We start from the raw sequence: 19,807 nt of genomic DNA, 5'->3' as shown, positions 1-19,807 counted from the left end.
GTCACATAAATAATACTCTAACTATGTGATGATAGACCGCTTCGCCCTTCCTTTATCATGATTGCTTTTATTTAATATGGGGATGCTAATGAGTATTAAGCTTATCGCTATTGATTTAGATGGAACCTTACTCAACAAACAACACGAAATCACGCCCGAAGTACAAAATGCGGTTCAACGAGCAAAAGAAGCTGGTGTTAAGATTGTGCTAGCTTCGGGGCGCTCTTTTAATGGCATCTCCCCTTATTTAAAGATACTCGGTCTTGATACTTCTGATTGTTACTGTATTAGTAATAATGGAAGCCAAATTCATCAAGCAGATAATGGTGAAGTCATTATTCAAGATTTACTCAATTTTGAAGACTACCTCTATTTTGAAAATCTCTCTCGTGAGATAGGCGTTCATTTTCACGTCATTAGTGATAATAAAATTTATACAACTAATCGTCATATTAGCCATTTCACTTGCCAAGAAGCCTTCTTATCTTGGACACCTCTTTACTACCGTCCACTTAATGAAATGCAATCTGATATGTATTTTAGTAAATTTATGATTGTTGATGCTCCGGCCGTTTTAGATAACGCCATCCAATATTTACCTGCCAATATTTACGAACAATACAGCATATTACGTAGTGCCCCTTATTTTATTGAAGTACTAAATACCAATGTCAATAAAGGAAGTGCGGTTCAAAAAGTCGCTGAACATTTAAAAATTACTCCAGAAAAAATTATGTGTATCGGTGATCAAGGTAATGATTTAGCAATGCTGAAATATGCAGCTTTAGGTGTTGCAATGGGAAATGCCCCTGATGAAGTGAAAAAAGTCGCCAAATTCGTCACACTTTCTAATGAAGAGCACGGTGTTGCAGTCGCTATCAATAAATTTATTTAAACACGATCTTTTTTGTGTTTTATCGTGAATGTCTACAAAATTATATAGCATTTGTGATCCTTAGCAGAGGATCACACTGCTTTTTGACCAAAAACATAGCCTTTTATTATTCTATAATTACTGTTAAATGAGCGTTAAATCTGCCTTTCTTCTTACATATCCTTCAGAATTTGTTACTATCAATTCACTTTTCGTTATTCAAACTGCATTTTTACAACATATTCAGCTATTAAATAGGCTCAGAGTAGAATAACAAATATAAATCATTAATATATTTTCTTCACAGACAGGTAGTTTTAGTTATGCTTTCTACAAAAGACATGCTCGTTCTTGGAATGATGGTTTTCGCACTCTTCCTCGGCGCTGGTAATATTATTTTCCCCCCAATGGCGGGTTTTCAATCGGGTAGCCTTTGGTTTAGCACATCCTTAGGTTTTCTTGTTACGGGTGTCTTACTTCCTTTTCTTACCTTAGTCATTGTCGCAATTCGAGGACGTGGTGAGCGTCTTTCTGTTGATTTACCTTCATGGGTTGCTGTCATTTTCTGGGTTGCACTATATCTTATCGTAGGCTCTACTTTCGCGATGCCTCGTGTGACTAACACCGCCTATGAAATGGGCTTCCTGCCGTTAGGTCTTATTGAGAAAAATACCGCAACACACCTGACTTTCGCGCTTGTTTTCAATATTACAAGCATGTTTTTCATGCTAAAACAAGGCACGATGATCAGCGCTATTGGTAAATTTATGACTCCAGCACTGTTAGTCTTGCTGGTTGTTGTCGGCATTGCCGTTGTGGCTAAACCTATTTCTCCTATTGGAGAACCAACAGGTCTTTATGCTGTTAATGGTTTCTTCTCTGGCTTTATAGATGGTTACCAAACCATGGATGTCCTTTCTGCTATGGCATTCGGTGGTATCGTTGCGCGTGCTTTGTATACCAAAGGAATTACTGAACCACGCCAAATTGGTTTTATTACCGTAAAAGCAGGACTCATTTCAGTTTTACTGTTAGCTGCACTTTATCTATGCCTTTTCTATTTAGGAGCTACTAGCCACTCTGTTTCTGTTTTTGCAGATCCTGCACTCAATGCCACAAATGGTGGTCAAATATTCTCTCGTTATGTTGATGCCTTATTTGGCTCTGTCGGTACTTGGCTAATGGGAGGGATTGTTTTATTAGCAAGTATGACCACACTCGTGGGTGTAACAAGTGCTGCAGCTGACTATTTTGCGACATTCCATCACCGCTTAGGCTATCGCTTCTGGGTTGTTGTCTTTACATTAATGACCACAATCGTATCAACGTTTGGCCTTGATACTTTATTACGCGTAACCATTCCTGCGTTATTGATGATTTATCCAACATCAGTCACATTAGTATTACTACAATTTATTCGTAATAAATTAAAATCACCACGCTTTACCTATCGCTTTACTATTGCCATCATCGTATTAATGAGTCTTTTCGATACGTTGAAACAATTGAAATGGTTAAATGCTGATTTACTGCAATTATTTAGCTATATCCCACTTTCTGATTATGGTTTAGGTTGGGTATTACCCGGTGCGATCGCATTCGTGATTTCACTGTTCGTTAGCTTAAATCTTAAAGAAAAAAATCTTTCAGTAGAAAATACAGCGAAATAATTAGTCTATAGCTCGTAATTTGTAACACTGATTGTGAGTTCACAAAAAAAGCGTCTTCCAACTTTTATATTGGAGACGCTTTTTTCTTTTTGATTACCTATATTTTTGCTATCTATTCATCTCATCAACGGAAATTTTAAGTTCGGTATTTCTCAATCAAAGCCATTAAAATAGCTTCTGATTGAGCATCAGGGATCCCATTGGCCTTTGCTGATCTAAAATGCATTTGGAAAGCCTTCACGACTTTTTGTGCATTGTTATCTAATACGCCATTTGTGGGTGTTTGATAACCATATTGCTGTAATAGCTTTTGGAAGTTTGCAACATCAACGGGCTCAGAAGGATCTCTACCTGCTAAATAAGTTTGTACTAACTGTTTATTAGGCCAAGCACCTATTCCTTGGTTTGCTAATCGTTCCCAAGGAAATAAAGGACCCGGATCAACTTTTCTTAAAGGTGCAATATCACTGTGACCCAAAACATTTTGAGGCTCAATATCATAGCGTTCAATAATATCTTTCATCACACTTGAAATAGTCACAATTTGATCTGCTGTATAAGAATACCAATACCTAAATTTTCCATTATCACGGTAGCCCAGGTTAACTATCTCAATACCAATAGAACAATGATTTAAGCTTGTCGCTTCTCCCCATTGACTAACACCTGCATGCCAAGCAATTTGTTTTTCATCTACTAATGAAATAACCACAGGTTTTCCATCAATAGTTGAAGGATGTGTGGGAATAAGATAATGGCTACTGACTCGCCCAGCAGTGAGAACCTTCAATGAACGCTCATCATCTAGCGCGGTATAATGCATGACTAGATATTTAACACAGTCCTTAGCATCCTGCTTATTAGGGATAACTTTAGCAATATAATTGCCTCTATCAATAAATTCAGGTTGTTGAGCACAACTACTTAAGAGACCTACTACAATAAGTAATCCTATATAATACCGACTAGACCTCATTTCTGATCCTTGATTGATTATTCCCAAAGTTAAATTGTAATCAAAAAACCCATATTAAAAAATATGGGTTTTCCGTTTTGACTCTTTTTTTATATTTTTCAGTTATTGCTGACTTTTTCACACCGAACTAAAGGCTCATCAGGAATGATATTATTTTCCCATATGCCATCTTCAATATCCGCTTGTAACTCTGGATATTGGCGTATATCAAAAGTTGGCAATAAACCAGCTTGTCGTTGCTCGTTGTAATCTTTGACTAATTTTAATGCAACACCTGAAAGCAATATGATGGCAATTAAATTTGTCATTGCCATTAATCCCATCGAGAGATCAGCCATTTTCCAAACAAGAGGCATATCTGCCAAAGCACCAAACATCACCATTGCTAATACAGCTGAACGTAAAAGGAATAACCCTGTTGTATGATTACGCCCAAGGAAAATCATATTACTTTCTGCATAAGCATAATTGGCAATAATCGAGGTAAAAGCAAAGAAGAAAATAGCAATAGCAATAAAGGTACTTCCCCAACCACCAACACTTGATGACAGCGCTAATTGTGTCAATTGAATGCCATTAATGCCTTCAGGATAACTATCGAGTACTCCTGATGACAAAATAATCACTGCTGTTGCGCTACAGATAACCAACGTATCCATAAATACGCCAAGCATTTGAATATAACCTTGAGATGCAGGGTGTGGCGGATAAGGTGTTGCAGAAGCGGCGGCATTAGGAGCTGATCCCATTCCTGCTTCGTTAGAGAATAAACCCCGTTGAATACCTTGAGTCATTGCTTGGCTAATACCGTAACCTATCGCACCAGCGGCAGCTTCTTGTAAACCAAAAGCACTTTTAAAGATTAAAAGGAAAACATCAGGTAAGCGTTCAATATGATCAGCAACAACCCAGAAGGCTAATAATAAATAAGCAGTTGCCATAATAGGAACGACTAACTCTGCAACACGAGCAACCCAACGTAGACCACCAAAAATAATAAATCCGCTAGTTACCACTAAAAAGATGCCAACATAAAATGGATCAAAATTAAAGGCTGATGCTGTTGCTTGCGCAATTGAATTAGCTTGAACCGCATTAAAAACTAAACCGAAAGCAATGATGAGGAAAATAGCGAAGAGAACGCCCATCCAGCGCATTTTCAATCCCTTCGTCATATAATAAGCAGGTCCCCCACGATAATTACCCTCATCGTCTTTTGTCTTATAAAGTTGTGCTAATGTACTTTCAATTAAAGATGTTGCCATACCGATTAGAGCAACAACCCACATCCAAAAAATAGCACCAGGCCCGCCTGCCGTTAATGCAATAGCGACACCGGTTAAATTTCCGGTTCCTACTCGCGCAGCTAAGCTTGTACATAACGCCTGAAAGGAAGAGATCCCTGATTTATCTGACTTATGGCTATTTTTTAAAATAGAGAACATATGACTAAAATGTCGGATTTGTATAAACCCAGTACGGATAGTAAAATAAATACCGACTCCTAGAAGTAAGTAGATAAGGACATATCCCCATAAAATGTTATTTGCAAAGTTTATTAGCCCAGTCAAATTAATCCCCCTGTATAATAACGTATATAACTTATCCTTACATCGCTATTGAAATAAAAACGAATAAACACCGTATGATTGAATCAATTAATGATCCGAGTATGTCTTTATGTAATATCAAAAGTTGCTGTGTAAAAAGCGAATTAAATGTAACACAAGATTATACGATATGTATATTTTTTGTTTATTTTTTTACATGTTAGTATTTAAATTTAATTATCTCATTAACTAAAACGAACAATATTAAAAAATAAAAAAAACATACATATCATTAAGATAAATAAATATTTCTTAATTTCATTAACTCAAAAAAGAAAAATTAACACTTTAATAATTAAGTTAATCAGTCATTTTAGAAAAAAAACATATAGCTTAAAAAAACATCAGCAAATAACTTTACTTATATCTAAAATAAATTTAAAAATGAAAAATAAAAACGATTCGTTAAAGTAATATCTTGAAGCTTGGATTAGCCATTCTGATAATTAACATTTAAGAAATAAGATTTTTATAATCATTAACAATAAACATTTTATATTATAAAATCAATAAAGTGCTTTAATATTAATAAGGTATTATAGTAAAACAAAACGTATACTTTATAATTTCTCTTATAAACCTATCTAAATATTTAAATTTAAATATATCTTTTTATTTCTCATTTTTACGAATGCCATTGATTGGCATCCTTTCTCTTTTTTATTCACTTACTATTCATTAATAGCACTCCTTTTTTTTGAATACTAATTAAAGAGTATTAAATATTTATTTCATATTAATAAAAAAATGAAGAATCACGTAAGTTTACCTATTAACCATTTAGTTAATTTTATTTATACTATGTTTTTCCCTGGTGTTGTATTATTTTTCGCCCTGTTTCCCCAACAGGGCATTTTTTTACATCAATATTTCAATATGTTACCCCCCACTTTTATCAAGTAATATAAAACAAACACATAGATCCCCCCTACCCAATAAATTAACAATATTTATCTATTTTTGATGCAAACTTCTCTGTTTTTTTCATTGATCTAAATCAAATTAAAGATTAGTTTTATTTACTCTTTGTAGAGGTAAATTATTTTTTAGTCTATTTTAAAATCAATTTAATTATATGTATAAATGTAATTTTTATCATTTTCATTATTAGAATTACCTATAAAGTAGTATAACAATTAGTAAATATTTATATTTTATTGTTATATTTAATAATGCTGATTAAAAAATGTTCTAAATAATGCGTATGTTTTTTATCATTATATAATGACTAATATCTTTATTTACTTGCATTAATAAGCATGCTCTTTTACTTTATTCGTATTGTTATAGGGAGGAAGATGATGGGTTATAACCTTTCAGAATTAACACAAGAAGAAAAAGACAAAATAAACGTAAGCTTAGCAGCTTCAGGAGTTGCCTTTAAAGAGCGATATAATATGCCCGTTGTTGCTGACGCAGTTTTACGAGAGCAGCCTCAAGCGCTCCATGCTTTTTTTCAAGAAAGACTAATGTTTTATCGAGCAAGAAGCCAACACTATTCTCGTTTACCTTATGAGCCTCAAGCGAAAAAATAATAGCACTTTCTTGATAAAATTTAATGACAAAAAAAGAGATAAACTTAAGTTTATCTCTTTTTTTCAATCAGTTAACAACGAAAAACACCACTTATTCATTATTTAGGTGAAACATAAGTGATGGTATTTTCATCGCAATTAACTTGAACGTTGTAACGAAGGTCTGTTCTCGCCCCACGAACATTCAATACCATCTGATAGTTATTATCCATCTTGATAACTTCATTAGCATTGATACTTGCTACAGGTTTCGGACCCAGTGCCTTTTTATCTTCTTGCCAACGAGGAAGGCGATTCTGTAGATAATCATTCTTCACTCTAGCAACAAGTTGGTTGTTGTCTAAATTAACGCAACTTGCAAAAGGCGCAGAACGTACAACATCTTTATTAACATTATCGACACTTTCCGCAGATGCTCCAAAAGAAACAACAAGTAAAAGAGCGACACCAAGTATCCCTGTTTGACCTGCTAACTTGCTTAATTTCATATAACCTCCCGAAAATATCCCTTAAAACAGGATGTGTTTCCATTAAGCATAGCATAGGGTTAACAACATATTTGTGACATTTGTTAAAAAAATGTTTTATTCATTCTCGTCATCAAATATGATAGAAACCGATTCACGCGTTGTGTGCTTTTCTCTTAATTCCTGAGCAACCAACTGAATAGCCTCTCCACTGCTCATTCCCTCAGCCATAAGAGATTGAATTTTTTCTACTGCTTTTTGTTGTTCTTCATGTGTTAATGTAGGCATTCCTAGAAACATAATGTTACTCTTATCTTTATCAACTTCTATTTTGTATTTACATGAATATAATCTTTTTGATTACAATTCATTGTGCGAATGATACAACATACTTTGTTTACATGGTCATAAGATGGATATGCAATTACAACAACGTGAGCTCATTTATACTCCAGATCTAGCACTACGGGTATTCTCTCCCATCGCTTCATTGCCTTGGTCTAGTTTACTTCATTCTGGCTTTGCCGAACATCCTCATAACCGTTTTGATATTATTGTCTCTGATCCTCTTGTAACTTTAGAAACTCGCAAGCAAACCACAACGATTAAAGAAAAAAATGGTGCAATCAGACGCTCTAAAAAAGATCCATTTACATTGATCCAACAAGAACTAGAACAGTTTAATTTTCATCCAGAATACAATGACTCATTGCCGTTTTTAGGTGGGGCTTTAGGTATTTGGAGTTATGACTTAGGTCGTCGCATTGAAAAACTACCTGAAAACGCTAAAAATGAACTCAATTTTGCAGATATGGCTATTGGAATTTATGATTGGGCTTTAATTGTTGATCATAAATTAAAAAAAGCCACTTTAATTAGTTATGACAATATTGATGAGCGATTGCAATGGCTAGAAAACCAAATATCCACATTGATTGATACTCCATTTGCATTAACCACAGACTGGCAATCGAACATTAGCAATGCTGAATACAACGAAAAAATTGCTAAAATTCATCAATATTTACTTTCTGGTGATTGCTATCAAGTTAATTTGGCTCAACGTTTTTGCGCAAGCTATGTTGGTAGTGAATGGAATGCATTTTTAACATTAAATCAAGCAAATAAAGCACCTTTTTCGTCTTTTATGTGTTTGCCCAATAATTTTGTGTTAAGTGTTTCACCAGAGCGTTTTATTCATTTAGCTGATAGTAAAATAGAAACACGCCCAATAAAAGGAACTCTGCCTCGCAAAGCAACCCCCGAAGAAGATGATGAACAAGCTTTACTGCTCCAAAACTCACGTAAAGATCGCGCAGAAAATTTAATGATTGTTGATCTTATGCGTAACGATATAGGAAAAGTTGCCGTTACAGGTTCCGTTAAAGTACCAGAACTGTTTGTTGTTGAACGTTTTCCAGCGGTACACCATTTAGTCAGTACTATTACAGCACAACTTCCCTCACATCTAACAGCAACCGATTTATTAAGAGCTGCGTTTCCCGGCGGTTCGATCACTGGCGCACCTAAGATCAGGGCAATGGAAATCATTGAAGAATTAGAGCCACACCGCCGTCATGGATATTGCGGTGCCATTGGCTACATTAGTTTTTGTGGCACAATGGATACCAATATCAGCATCCGTACTTTATTGACAGAAAAAAATAAGATTTACTGTTGGGCGGGTGGCGGTATTGTCGCTGATAGTGTTGCTGAAAAAGAGTACCAAGAAACATTCGATAAACTTGGGCAAATATTAACTGTTTTAAATGAGTCTACTGTCGATGACACCCATTGATACTTTTATCAATCGTTTTCAACTCACATTACCTAATGATAGGGTAAATCAGCCACTTCATGCTCAAAAAACGGCAGCTGTATTGCTGCCGATTATCAATAAACCTAATCCAACCATATTATTAACAGAACGCGCATCAACATTACGCTCTCATGCAGGTCAAGTCGCTTTACCTGGTGGAAAACGTGATCCTGAAGATAATAACCTTATTGAAACCGCACTCAGAGAAGCTCACGAAGAAGTTGCTATTCCCCCCAATGCTGTTTCAGTGATTGGGCAATTACCTCCATTGCAAAGTTCAAGTGGATATTTGGTTACTCCCATCGTGGGTGTAATCCCAGCAGGTTTATCTTTACGCCAAAACCCAGCTGAAGTTGCGTCTATCTTTGAAATGCCATTAAGTCACGTGCTCAATGCACAACATTATCAGCCACTCGATTTTCGTCGTTCAGGCGAAAATCATCGGATCTATTTTTACCCTTATAATGGACATCTTGTCTGGGGATTAACGGCAGCTATTTTACATAAACTTGCTTTACATATCACTTAAAGCGTTATTTTCTGTTCAGCTTGTGCTTTTTATCATCGCCTTCACAACTCTACTTAGCTATTTTAAAAAAATGTTGTAAACTACATCATTAACGGGACGATATAATCGTAAAAACGATCCCTTTACTATAAATAACTATATTTTATTCTTTTTTAACCCTCTCTCTTATTATTAAGGAGTCTGACGTGATTAGCGTTTTCGACATGTTTAAAGTGGGCATCGGACCATCTAGCTCTCACACTGTAGGGCCAATGAAAGCGGGTAAAGAATTTGTCGATGATTTAGTCAACCAGGAATTGATTGCGTCTGTCACTCGTGTAGCTGTTGATGTTTACGGCTCCTTGTCTTTGACAGGTAAAGGTCACCATACTGATATCGCTATCATTATGGGCTTAGCAGGTAACGCACCAGCTACTGTCGATATTGACAGCATCCCCGGTTTTATTCGTGAAGTTGAAGAAACAGGCAAACTTTCATTAGCGAACGGTTTAAAAGTTGTCGATTTCCCAGCAGAAAGCATGCATTTCAGTAATGACAATCTCTCATTACATGAGAATGGTATGACTATTCATGCTTTTGCTGGTGACAAAGAAATATATAGAAAAACTTACTACTCTATTGGTGGTGGTTTTATTGTTGATGAAGAAAATTTTGGCAAATCAACACTTAATAGCAAACCTGTTTCATACCCTTATGCTAGTGCAGAAGAGTTATTAAAGCACTGTAAAGAAACGGGTTTATCCATTTCTAGCTTAATGATGAAAAACGAGCTAGATCTGCACACCCAAGCTGAAATCAATGCCTATTTCGCTGATGTTTATAAAACAATGCAAGAATGTATTGAACACGGTTTAAATACAGAAGGTGTATTGCCAGGCCCATTACGTGTACCTCGCCGTGCGGCTGCATTAAATCGTTTATTAACATCAAGCAACAGCTTATCAAACGATCCAATGAAAGTCGTTGATCTCATTAACATGTTTGCACTGGCCGTAAATGAAGAAAACGCAGCAGGTGGACGTGTTGTAACTGCACCAACTAATGGCGCATGTGGTATCGTGCCAGCAGTATTGGCTTACTACGATCGTTGTATCGAACCTGTGACACCAGAAACCTACTTACGTTATTTCTTAGCATCAGGGGCAATTGGTATTCTTTACAAAATGAATGCCTCAATCTCTGGTGCTGAAGTGGGTTGCCAAGGCGAAGTCGGCGTAGCTTGTTCAATGGCAGCTGCGGGTCTTGCTGAATTATTAGGTGGAAGCCCAGAGCAAGTCTGCATTGCTGCTGAAATCGGTATGGAGCATAACCTCGGTTTAACGTGCGACCCAGTTGCAGGACAAGTACAGGTTCCATGCATCGAACGTAATGCCATTGCTTCAGTAAAAGCAGTTAATGCGGCACGTATGGCCATTCGTCGTACCAGCGAACCACGAGTTTCTCTCGATAAAGTCATTGAAACTATGTATGAAACAGGTAAAGACATGAATGCTAAATATCGCGAAACATCACGCGGCGGTTTAGCAATAAAAGTACAATGTGACTAATTAACCTTATTTTAGTTAAAAAGCCATTCATTTTGAATGGCTTTTTTATTACTATAAATTTTATTTTTAATAATCACTTAACCTATAGATAATTAAAGAAAAAAATAAAATTAATAAATTAAATTAAAAAACACTTTTTTTAAAAAAATCTATTTTTTATTTTTATCTGATTATTAAAAACAGAAAATAAACATTAAATATAGACTCATTAAATATAGGCTTATTTAATATTCATTTAATATTTGAAGAAATTAAGCTTATTATCTTTAGGTGTATTACTCTCAATTAAAAAAATTAATTTTTTATTATAAATATAATTATAATCTATTGTTTATTACATGGTTAATAATTTATCACATTGAAACTTATCATTTTTTTAACATTTAAAAAACGTTTCTAATATATTTAAAATCGCCAAAGTTAATAATGATAATTATTATCAATATCATCTTTGAAATATAATAAATAATATGTTGCCTTTCAGAAATAATATGTTATCTTCTGCATCAAGTCATTGGGGAGTAGCCTGTCTTAAAATAAGACTTAATTATTTTAAGAAATCTGTGTCAACATACTCGCTTATTTTTATTTAGCGTGGTGCAGATGCCGTAATACGGTTGGCAAGACCATAGACACATAATTGTACTTCTTTGGTTGGGGGTCAATTGTGTGTATATGGAAATACCCCAACCGAGGCTTTATTATGAGTTTCTACGCTACTATCATCCTCGCCCTTGCTCTTTCTATGGACGCATTTGCTGTTGCAGTCTGTAAAGGTGCCACATTACATAAACCTCGTTTTCGTGAAGCACTCCGTACTGGATTTATATTTGGTATTATTGAAGCCAGCACACCCGTTATCGGTTGGGCATTAGGTTTATATACTAGCCAATATATTATTCAATGGGATCACTGGGTGGCTTTCGGGCTATTATTTATTCTTGGTAGCCGTATGATTTATCAAAGCCTAAAACGTAGTGATGAATGTCCTTGCGAAGACGACGCACCACAACGCCATGGCTCACTCTCATTAATTGCAACAGGCATAGCAACAAGCCTTGATGCAATGGCAATTGGTGTTGGTTTAGCATTCCTTCAAGTAAATATTGTTCATACTGCGATGACCATTGGCATGATGACGATGATCATGGCAACATTAGGTATGCTAATTGGGCGCTATATTGGCCCAGTGCTTGGGAAAAAAGCAGAAATTATTGGTGGGATCGTATTAATTGCTATCGGCTTTAATATTGTATTCGAACATCTTGAATTATTTATGTACGCTAAATAATTACCAATTTAACAGAACACAATAAAAAGCTTAGGTTTGATATCACGCCTAAGCTTTTTTATTTACATCATAAATTATTTATTGTTTTTCGTTATTAAGCACGACGTTGATAAACACGAATTAAAAAATCCGTTTCACATTCAAAACGTTCACTTTCAGATAATGACTGTTTCACTTCTTCACTTGCTCGCCATGCAAACGGCGTCATTTGTAATAAATCAAATGCCTGCTTACCGTTTAAATTCATCATATAAGCAACTTGATGTTCAGCCACTTTATTAAAACCATCAAATTGTTCTTCTTTTAATGGATGAAGATGTACTTCTGAATAAATCAGTGCTTTTAGCTGGTATAAATGGCGAGGTGCAGGAGTGACCGTAATAATATATCCATTATTTACAATAACTCTGGCTAATTCATCACTATTACAAGGTGCATAAATACGAATAACCGCATTTAAAGAAGCATCACAAAATGGCAAACGCTGGCTTGAAGCCACACAAAAATGGATAGATGAATAACGTTTAGCTGCATATTTAATCGCAACTTTAGAAACATCTAAGCCATACACTTGTGGATTATGTAATTTTAAATTTTGATAAAACTGGTGGGTGTAATAGCCTTCGCCACAACCAATATCCAATACAACACTATTATCTATAGGCAACAATGTTTGTAGTAAATCAGCCACTTTATCTCTCATTGGCTGATAAAAACCTGCATCTAAAAACTCACGGCGAGCATTTATCATTTCAGCGCTATCACCCGGCTCTTTCGAGCGTTTAAATTGCACTGGTAGTAAATTTACATACCCTTCTTTCGCACAATCAAACTGATGATTATTTTCACATACCCAACTGTGAGCCCGAAGAGAAAGTGCCTGGTGACATAATGGACATTGATAGGACATAGTAATATTTTTGTATAACCCCTAATAAAATTGAGAGAGATAATAACATACCTCTCTCAATCTTGCGGAAACCTTATTTTTATTTTTAAGACTGTTTTTTTATGCTCAGTAGCTAAGTAAACATAAATTATCGATTTTTAAGTCCGTTTTAACTTTTCAGTATTGGCAATAAATAATGCGATAACTAGCAGTAAAATTGCGCCTGATTGGATTAAAGTATCCACAGAATCTTTGTGTTCAACAATAATCAAACGCACAATTGCAGTAATACCGATATAGATGAAATATCTAAGCGGGAAATGCCCACCAGATAAAAAATATTTAACAATAAGCGCAATAAACTCAAAATAAAGAAAGTAGATCAAAATGCCTTCTAGTAATTGATAAGATGACTCTTGTGCACCTAAATTAAATAATAATGAAGCAATTACATAAGTTTCTTTGATAAGAAAACTGACTAATACAATTGCTAAAATAAGCAATCCAATATTAAGCACCCACTGTAATATGGTGGCAATACATTTAAGTAAGTCTTCGCTTGATTTTCTCATATAAACTATAACCTAGTGAGATCATTCCATGGATGTGTAAAAATAATAAAAATAGCGATTAGGCAATTGGCTAAATTTTAAAGGATTTACTCGTTCACCACACCATTTTTTTATCTTTTAGAGCCTAAAAACCCAAAATAATGATGCAATAATCGCAATATTTGCTTTTAAATTTCAACTTGTAAGCTAATTTACTTATACTTACTTTAAGGGCTAATTTATTTAAAAGGTAGACTATGGCTAACAAATACCTTGTTGCAATTGATTTATTAGAAGATAACAGAATTCAACGAATGATTGCTGATATTCACTTCCTTGCCTCAAAACCAGAAAATTATTTCCATTTTATTACAGTTATGCCTAATTTACGCTCTTTAGAAGCTTATGGGCTTAATTGCGATAGCATTTCCGTTGTTGAGAAAAAGCAACAAGCTCTAATTTTACTAACTGAAAAATTAGAGCAATGTGTAAAACAACAATTTAACTTACCTAAAGAGCAATACCAATGCCATGCTGTTATCGGCACACCTAATTATAATATTCTAGAGTTAGCAGAAAAAATTGATGCAGATACTATTATTATAGGTTCAAGCTCACGTAACCAACGCAATATATTGCTGGGTTCAACAGCGGATTATATTGTCAATAACACCTCACGTTCAGTCATGGTTATTCGCAAGTAAAACCACTTATGCACTCTTCTTTTGGCAATAATACTGCATCAGTTATTGCCAAAAGCATTGTTTAATCTTCTGCCTAAATAGCACTAAATGCACCTTAAATTTTTCATTTTAAATAGTTAACTTGCTAGAATGCAGGTCAAAAAACAAAAATTTCATCTCTTTTTTATCGCAACTTCTGCTTTTATCCTAAATGTAATTTCAATAAATTTATTTTCATTTTCTATCTGCCAAAACCTTAAATGAGATATTTATGAATCAAGATCTAAAACAGAAAATCAGTACCTTTGAAGAAGGTTCTCCTGATGAAAATCCATGGGTAAATGGCAAACCAACACCAAGTGTAATAACGATTGAGCCATATAATAAATTATGGGTAACATTATTTAATCAACAAAAAGAACAGATTATCCAAAAATTAAAAGATAAATGCCTAGCTATTGAGCATATAGGATCAACAGCAGTACCTGAGTTAAATGCAAAACCGATCATTGATATTGATTTAATTGTTGCTGATCCTGCTGATGAACCAAGCTATATTCCTTGGTTAAATCAGTTAGGCTATAAACTTACGGTGAGAGAACCTTCATGGTATCAACATCGTATGTTAAAACTAGAAACACCTAATGTGAATCTACATGTATTTGCACCTAATTGCCCTGAGCATCTTAGACATATTTTATTTAGAGATTGGTTAATTAATCATAAAGAAGATAGAGAGTTATATATAGATGCAAAACTCAGTGCAAAAGAAGATGTTGAAAATGTACATCAATATAATCAGAAAAAAGATCACATCGTAAAAATGATTTATCAGCGAATTTTTGATTCCCTTTGAACGACTTATTCTCTTTTTTACTTCATATCCTCACACTATTCTAAAGTGAGGATATAAATTTTGCTGTTTATTTTTATTCAAAAGATAAAGATTGCCCTGCATTAAAATCTTTTGCATTAAGGTATTTTCGCCCTAATACTCCCGTACAATGACATCCATACACATCGATATTTTCATCTATGGCTTTTTTAGCACGTTGTAATGCAGAGGGTGTTGCACAACGTAAATGCAATCCTCCTACAATCGCTTGAATTTGGTTATTTCCGGTTATTTTTTTTGCATGCCCAATGATGGATTCAATCCCCGAATGGCTACAACCGGTGATAATCACTAGACCTTTTTTCCCTTGCCAAACAAGAAAGCTATCATCAAGAACATAATCATCTTCTTCGCCTAATTCATGAATAATAACACCATAGCGTTTACTCACTTGGCGTTGTGTTACTTGTCCTGAATAAATGAAATTCTTCTCAATTGTTAAAGGAACTTCTGTTAATTCAAAAGAAAATTGTGTTTCAAGTTTTTTGCGATCAAAAAAAGGAGCTAATCGTTTAAATTTAATATTTTTATTACCTAAAAAAAGTGCTGAATAACGAACGGAAAATAGATGAGGATGAGCGATAACTCGTGGCTTATTGGAGAAAAAGCCTACTGGTAAATGCGTAAGTCCACCAAAATGATCATAATGCCCATGAGAGACAACAATTGTTTTCAATGTAGTTAAATCAATCCCCATCTTTTTCGCATTTGAAGCAAAGGTAAAATCTTTTCCCGTATCAAAAAGTATTTTAGCTTGGCACTCATCATCTTCTAATAATAATGATAAGCCAGGATAGTAATGAAGCTCAGGATTGACTGATTTATTTTCTAGTAATGCAGTAATTCTTAACATGAGTTTTGATGATTATCGTTATTAGAAGATGGCTTATAGTAATTAAAAAAGGAAGTGTTTCAAATATAAAAACCATTGGTTTGTGCGATCCTCGCAATCTCATTACACAACCGCTGTTATATAAAAATGAAATATAACAGCGGTATTGTTATAAATGGCAGTTACTCTTATGCAATATACAGCCTACTAAGTCTTATCTCACCACCATAACAGAGCGTTTAGCGTAGCGTGTAATATCAGCAGCTGTTGAACCAATATGATAAGAATCATCTTCAGGATTATGAGAGCCAATCACGATTAGATCTGCGTTTACTTCATCTGCGATCTGCAATATGGCATCTCGTGGTGTTCCTATGCAAATATGAGTTTGCATTCTGTCTTCAGGTAAATCAAACCGTTCAATAATTTTTTTTAGCTCTTTTTCAGCTGATGTTTTTAGGCAACCTTGATCTAATTGATCGCCATTCATAACAAGTCGATAATAAGAAGATTGTGGAAGTTTCGGGAGTACATACAAAAAATGAACATAAGGATCTTCATTTTTTGCAATATTTTCCACTAACGGAATTGCTTTGTTCATTAGGTTATCTTCATCAATATCAATGGGAACCAAAATATTCTTATACATACCGCCTCCTTTTATTTTAATTGTAGGATAGTGTATTTTTAAAAAATTACCGGATGTAGTTAACATATTTTAAAAATATTTTATTACCCCAAAATAATGCCTATTTTTCACTCAGTAAATAATAAAATATACACTTATTAAATTAATAACTAAGACTATAAGGCAATTATGGGTATATAAATATAATATCTTTATTTTAGATTATAAATTTTTATAAAATAATTACTTTATCAGTAATAAAAAATTCAAAAAAAAACCTTATAAAATTAAATAAGGCTTTTCTCTTTCATTGCGTGATTAATGTTTTATTTTTGAACATTCTTTTTCTGTTTGTTCTTTTTAACATATTGATAGCCTATAGCCAGTGCAATAAACCACAATGGCGTCACACTTAACGCTTGGCGAGTATCATGTTCAAAAGCTAATAACACCGTCATAAAGACAAAGAAAGTCAGGCATAGCCACGACATCAGAATACCTAATGGCATTTTATAAATAGATTTCTCATGCAACTGAGGGCGTTTTTTACGATACGCTAAATAAGAGCATAAAATCATACTCCAAATAAACATAAATAATAACGCCGACACTGTTGTTACTAAGGTAAATACATGCATAACATCGGGAATAAAGTAAATTAATACGATCCCACATGATAAACATAAACTGGTGAATAACAGCCCATTGGCAGGTACAGCCCGCTTAGATAATTGGCTAAACTGCTTTGGTGCTTCGCCCTCTTTTGATAAACCGAATAACATACGGCTTGTAGAAAATATACCACTATTAGCAGAAGACGCAGCGGCCGTTAATACGACAAAGTTCACCAAACTTGCAGCTGCAGGTATTCCTATCATGACAAATAATTCCACAAAGGGGCTTTTATCCGCCAAAATAGAACGCCATGGTGTGACTGACATAATAATTGCTAATGCCAGCACATAGAAAGTAATAATACGAATAGGAATAGCGTTAATGGCTTTAGGCAATGATTTTTCTGGATCACGAGTTTCAGCAGCTGCGGTTCCTACTAATTCTATTCCGACAAAAGCAAAAATAGCGATTTGGAAGCCTGCAAAAAAACCACTTAGCCCTTTAGGGAACATTCCCCCATCATTCCAAATATTCTCTAATGCCGCGGTATGTCCCGCTGGAGATTCAAATCCAATACTAATGAGAACAATCCCCACAATGATCAAAGAAACAATAGCTGTTATTTTTATCATGGAGAACCAAAACTCCATTTCCCCAAACAGTTTTACTGTTGCTAAGTTCAAAATAAGCAATGTCAGCACACAAATAAACGATGTGCCCCATTCAGGAAAATTAGGCGCCCAATAACTAATATAAGACGTTATAGCAACAATATCGGCAATACCCGTAATAACCCAACAAAACCAGTAGGTCCAACCGACAAAAAAGCCCGCCCAAGGCCCTAATAAATCACCCGCAAAATCACTAAATGATTTATATTCTAAATTTGATAATAACAACTCTCCCATAGCTCTCATAACAAAGAACAGGACAAAGCCAATTATCATATAGACGAAAATAATTGATGGCCCAGCTAATGAAATGGTTTTCCCTGATCCCATAAATAGACCAGTACCAATAGCTCCACCAATAGCAATTAATTGAATATGACGATTTGTTAGCCCGCGTTGTAGAGTGGCATTTTTCACTCTAGCGGGAGGAGAAATTTCTGTTTGCTCTTCCATACCATACCTGAAATGTGTTCATATTTTTGATGTTGTTTTGCCACTATTTTATTTTTTGACGTGGCAATATGTTTGCGAAATTATTGTGACACAAATCTCAGTGTAAGTAATGAAAAGATCACTTTTAGTAAAATGAATGATGCTTTGATAACCAGATAAGATCCTTTCTTTAATTTATCTGGCGATATTTTATCCATTTGAAAAAAAATTAAAATAAGGGCTTGACCATCGCTTTTGAGAGGAGAATAATCTGCGCATCGGGTTGTTAGCTCAGTCGGTAGAGCAGTTGACTCTTAATCAATTGGTCGGGAGTTCGAGCCTCCCACGACCCACCAAATTTAAGCTGATAAATCAGACATTTACGCCACTTAGCAATAAGTGGCTTTTTTGTATCTGAAAGAAAATGGCGACAAAATGGCTCTTTTTTTGCCTTATATTTACGATTAATAAGCAAAGTGTATTATTAACTCAATCTTGGTATAAAGCTTATACAAACAATATCTAATTCCTGATATTTAAAATAAAATATATATCTAATTAATAGAACAATCTAAAAATAAATCACTAAAACCCTACTTCATCTCCTGTTTACTTTGAAATTCACTACCAAAATCATCGATAAGCACATAGCTGATTTGGTTTATTTTTTCATTGGCTAATGTTACTTGCTGTTTTGAAAAGGGTGCTAACATAGGAATAATGATATTAGGATTATGTTCACCAGATGCAGATTTTATCGTGACATAAAACGGCGTAGGATTTTCGATTGTTAATTGTTTATCTGATTTCGTGAAGATAAGCGATTGGCTAACTTCTGAAATATTCATCACTAAATGATCAGGGCGATAAAATACTTTTATTTGCAATCTCACCACAACATTAATTAAGTTTTCATCTTCTTTTTTATTTACTGGCTTGGGTGTTATTTCATATAAATTGAGCCAATAAAGTGCTTCTTTTTCTTTGTCTGTATGCGTAAATTTATTAATTATTCGAATTAATTGTGAGTTATTAGGTTGTAGTTGCAATACAGGAGGTAAAGATAAAGCAGAAACATCAGTTATCGTTTCTGGTGTATTTTCAGGATTTCCATCATCAACCCATGTTTGGATTATAACCGGAAATTCGCCATCATTTTTTATCTTAAATGAAGCCTCTCTATCAGAGTGATAAAGAATAACTCTAGAACCTTCTAATGCTAAATCTGCTTTCACAATATTCGCAAAAATAGGAATACAGAGTAATAAAATAAATAACCTAAATCGCTTCATT

At 34.5% G+C, this 19,807-nt stretch carries 19 protein-coding genes, 1 tRNA gene and 1 riboswitch; of the genes, 10 read left to right on the top strand and 10 right to left on the bottom strand.

Going from position 1 to position 19,807, the window contains the following annotated elements; genetic code table 11:
* Positions 1–88: 88 nt before the first annotated feature.
* Together yidA and brnQ are read left to right on the top strand one after the other, a co-directional pair.
* Complete coding sequence (gene yidA / locus ABN217_RS01195; protein WP_196554048.1) at positions 89–895, top strand: sugar-phosphatase; 807 nt, start codon at positions 89–91, stop codon at positions 893–895.
* Positions 896–1,197: 302 nt separating this feature from the next.
* On the top strand, positions 1,198–2,544 hold the full coding sequence (gene brnQ, locus ABN217_RS01190) for a branched-chain amino acid transport system II carrier protein (RefSeq protein ID WP_197269068.1): 1,347 nt from the start codon (positions 1,198–1,200) through the stop codon (positions 2,542–2,544).
* A 136-nt stretch (positions 2,545–2,680) separates the two neighbouring features.
* Here brnQ and ABN217_RS01185 read toward each other — a convergent pair whose 3' ends face one another.
* Together ABN217_RS01185 and ABN217_RS01180 are read right to left on the bottom strand one after the other, a co-directional pair.
* Positions 2,681–3,520, bottom strand: a complete 840-nt coding sequence (locus tag ABN217_RS01185; RefSeq protein WP_196554046.1) for an N-acetylmuramoyl-L-alanine amidase — start codon at positions 3,518–3,520, stop codon at positions 2,681–2,683.
* Between the two features lie 98 nt (positions 3,521–3,618).
* The gene (locus ABN217_RS01180; protein WP_196554045.1) at positions 3,619–5,091 is read right to left on the bottom strand and encodes an alanine/glycine:cation symporter family protein; all 1,473 of its coding nucleotides are present in this window, start codon (positions 5,089–5,091) and stop codon (positions 3,619–3,621) included.
* 1,340 nt (positions 5,092–6,431) lie between these two features.
* Here ABN217_RS01180 and ABN217_RS01175 point away from each other — a divergent pair.
* Positions 6,432–6,665 carry a DNA polymerase III subunit theta gene (locus ABN217_RS01175; protein WP_072068477.1) on the top strand — a complete coding sequence of 78 codons (234 nt, stop codon included), beginning with the start codon at positions 6,432–6,434 and terminating at the stop codon, positions 6,663–6,665.
* 98 nt (positions 6,666–6,763) lie between these two features.
* Here the strand turns inward: ABN217_RS01175 and yebF are convergent, their stop codons facing one another.
* Positions 6,764–7,153, bottom strand: a complete 390-nt coding sequence (gene yebF, locus ABN217_RS01170; RefSeq protein WP_197269067.1) for a protein YebF — start codon at positions 7,151–7,153, stop codon at positions 6,764–6,766.
* Between the two features lie 96 nt (positions 7,154–7,249).
* Positions 7,250–7,432 carry a YoaH family protein gene (locus ABN217_RS01165; RefSeq protein ID WP_072068479.1) on the bottom strand — a complete coding sequence of 61 codons (183 nt, stop codon included), beginning with the start codon at positions 7,430–7,432 and terminating at the stop codon, positions 7,250–7,252.
* 112 nt (positions 7,433–7,544) lie between these two features.
* On the opposite strand from ABN217_RS01165, the gene pabB reads away from it, so the two are divergent.
* The 4 genes from pabB (at position 7,545) to mntP (ending at position 12,318) form a co-directional block, all read left to right on the top strand.
* Positions 7,545–8,930: an aminodeoxychorismate synthase component 1 gene (gene pabB, locus ABN217_RS01160; protein ID WP_197269066.1), complete on the top strand. Its 1,386-nt coding sequence runs from the start codon at positions 7,545–7,547 to the stop codon at positions 8,928–8,930.
* Positions 8,917–9,480, top strand: coding sequence for a CoA pyrophosphatase (locus tag ABN217_RS01155; protein WP_115349968.1), 564 nt, complete (start codon positions 8,917–8,919; stop codon positions 9,478–9,480). The genes pabB and ABN217_RS01155 overlap by 14 nt, the downstream gene beginning before the upstream one ends.
* A 185-nt stretch (positions 9,481–9,665) precedes the next feature.
* A complete protein-coding gene (locus ABN217_RS01150; protein ID WP_072068482.1) occupies positions 9,666–11,027 on the top strand; it encodes an L-serine ammonia-lyase in 1,362 nt (453 codons plus the stop codon).
* 504 nt (positions 11,028–11,531) lie between these two features.
* A riboswitch (yybP-ykoY riboswitch) is annotated at positions 11,532–11,671 on the top strand.
* A gap of 59 nt (positions 11,672–11,730) precedes the next feature.
* Positions 11,731–12,318 carry a manganese efflux pump MntP gene (mntP, locus tag ABN217_RS01145; protein WP_196554042.1) on the top strand — a complete coding sequence of 196 codons (588 nt, stop codon included), beginning with the start codon at positions 11,731–11,733 and terminating at the stop codon, positions 12,316–12,318.
* A 94-nt stretch (positions 12,319–12,412) separates the two neighbouring features.
* Here the strand turns inward: mntP and rlmA are convergent, their stop codons facing one another.
* Together rlmA and psiE are read right to left on the bottom strand one after the other, a co-directional pair.
* Positions 12,413–13,228 (bottom strand): 23S rRNA (guanine(745)-N(1))-methyltransferase, encoded by an 816-nt coding sequence (gene rlmA, locus ABN217_RS01140; protein WP_196554041.1) that lies wholly within the window; start codon positions 13,226–13,228, stop codon positions 12,413–12,415.
* A 137-nt stretch (positions 13,229–13,365) separates the two neighbouring features.
* Entirely contained in the window at positions 13,366–13,779 is a 414-nt protein-coding gene (gene psiE / locus ABN217_RS01135; protein ID WP_072068485.1) for a phosphate-starvation-inducible protein PsiE, read from the bottom strand.
* A 236-nt stretch (positions 13,780–14,015) separates the two neighbouring features.
* On the opposite strand from psiE, the gene ABN217_RS01130 reads away from it, so the two are divergent.
* A complete protein-coding gene (locus ABN217_RS01130) occupies positions 14,016–14,462 on the top strand; it encodes a universal stress protein (RefSeq protein ID WP_197269065.1) in 447 nt (148 codons plus the stop codon).
* Positions 14,463–14,712: 250 nt separating this feature from the next.
* On the top strand, positions 14,713–15,297 hold the full coding sequence (locus ABN217_RS01125; RefSeq protein ID WP_023581863.1) for a GrpB family protein: 585 nt from the start codon (positions 14,713–14,715) through the stop codon (positions 15,295–15,297).
* A gap of 73 nt (positions 15,298–15,370) precedes the next feature.
* Here the strand turns inward: ABN217_RS01125 and ABN217_RS01120 are convergent, their stop codons facing one another.
* The 3 genes from ABN217_RS01120 to cycA form a co-directional block, all read right to left on the bottom strand.
* Positions 15,371–16,189, bottom strand: coding sequence for an MBL fold metallo-hydrolase (locus ABN217_RS01120; RefSeq protein WP_196554040.1), 819 nt, complete (start codon positions 16,187–16,189; stop codon positions 15,371–15,373).
* Between the two features lie 193 nt (positions 16,190–16,382).
* Positions 16,383–16,817, bottom strand: coding sequence for a universal stress protein (locus ABN217_RS01115; protein WP_115349971.1), 435 nt, complete (start codon positions 16,815–16,817; stop codon positions 16,383–16,385).
* Between the two features lie 305 nt (positions 16,818–17,122).
* Positions 17,123–18,535 (bottom strand): D-serine/D-alanine/glycine transporter, encoded by a 1,413-nt coding sequence (cycA, locus tag ABN217_RS01110; RefSeq protein ID WP_196554039.1) that lies wholly within the window; start codon positions 18,533–18,535, stop codon positions 17,123–17,125.
* Positions 18,536–18,794: 259 nt separating this feature from the next.
* Here cycA and ABN217_RS01105 point away from each other — a divergent pair.
* Positions 18,795–18,870, top strand: a tRNA-Lys gene (locus ABN217_RS01105).
* Positions 18,871–19,107: 237 nt separating this feature from the next.
* On the opposite strand, the gene ABN217_RS01100 is transcribed toward ABN217_RS01105, so the two are convergent.
* The gene (locus ABN217_RS01100; protein WP_196554038.1) at positions 19,108–19,806 is read right to left on the bottom strand and encodes a fimbrial biogenesis chaperone; all 699 of its coding nucleotides are present in this window, start codon (positions 19,804–19,806) and stop codon (positions 19,108–19,110) included.
* Between the last annotated feature and the right edge of the window lies 1 nt (position 19,807).

The organism is Proteus sp. fly-1067 (genome assembly GCF_040139345.1).
GTDB lineage: Bacteria > Pseudomonadota > Gammaproteobacteria > Enterobacterales > Enterobacteriaceae > Proteus > Proteus vulgaris_B.
Note: the sequence above shows the minus strand (reverse complement) of the source record. Positions and strands in the feature narration are given on the sequence as shown.

Excerpts from the sequence above, each read along its gene's own strand:
- yidA (WP_196554048.1), top strand. The coding sequence starts at position 89 with ATGAGTATTAAGCTTATCGCTATTGATTTAGATGGAACCTTACTCAAC.
- brnQ (WP_197269068.1), top strand. The coding sequence starts at position 1,198 with ATGCTTTCTACAAAAGACATGCTCGTTCTTGGAATGATGGTTTTCGCA.
- ABN217_RS01185 (WP_196554046.1), bottom strand. The coding sequence starts at position 3,520 with ATGAGGTCTAGTCGGTATTATATAGGATTACTTATTGTAGTAGGTCTC.
- ABN217_RS01175 (WP_072068477.1), top strand. The coding sequence starts at position 6,432 with ATGGGTTATAACCTTTCAGAATTAACACAAGAAGAAAAAGACAAAATA.
- yebF (WP_197269067.1), bottom strand. The coding sequence starts at position 7,153 with ATGAAATTAAGCAAGTTAGCAGGTCAAACAGGGATACTTGGTGTCGCT.
- ABN217_RS01165 (WP_072068479.1), bottom strand. The coding sequence starts at position 7,432 with ATGTTTCTAGGAATGCCTACATTAACACATGAAGAACAACAAAAAGCA.
- pabB (WP_197269066.1), top strand. The coding sequence starts at position 7,545 with ATGGATATGCAATTACAACAACGTGAGCTCATTTATACTCCAGATCTA.
- ABN217_RS01155 (WP_115349968.1), top strand. The coding sequence starts at position 8,917 with ATGACACCCATTGATACTTTTATCAATCGTTTTCAACTCACATTACCT.
- mntP (WP_196554042.1), top strand. The coding sequence starts at position 11,731 with ATGAGTTTCTACGCTACTATCATCCTCGCCCTTGCTCTTTCTATGGAC.
- rlmA (WP_196554041.1), bottom strand. The coding sequence starts at position 13,228 with ATGTCCTATCAATGTCCATTATGTCACCAGGCACTTTCTCTTCGGGCT.
- psiE (WP_072068485.1), bottom strand. The coding sequence starts at position 13,779 with ATGAGAAAATCAAGCGAAGACTTACTTAAATGTATTGCCACCATATTA.
- ABN217_RS01130 (WP_197269065.1), top strand. The coding sequence starts at position 14,016 with ATGGCTAACAAATACCTTGTTGCAATTGATTTATTAGAAGATAACAGA.
- ABN217_RS01125 (WP_023581863.1), top strand. The coding sequence starts at position 14,713 with ATGAATCAAGATCTAAAACAGAAAATCAGTACCTTTGAAGAAGGTTCT.
- ABN217_RS01120 (WP_196554040.1), bottom strand. The coding sequence starts at position 16,189 with ATGTTAAGAATTACTGCATTACTAGAAAATAAATCAGTCAATCCTGAG.
- ABN217_RS01115 (WP_115349971.1), bottom strand. The coding sequence starts at position 16,817 with ATGTATAAGAATATTTTGGTTCCCATTGATATTGATGAAGATAACCTA.
- cycA (WP_196554039.1), bottom strand. The coding sequence starts at position 18,535 with ATGGAAGAGCAAACAGAAATTTCTCCTCCCGCTAGAGTGAAAAATGCC.
- ABN217_RS01100 (WP_196554038.1), bottom strand. The coding sequence starts at position 19,806 with ATGAAGCGATTTAGGTTATTTATTTTATTACTCTGTATTCCTATTTTT.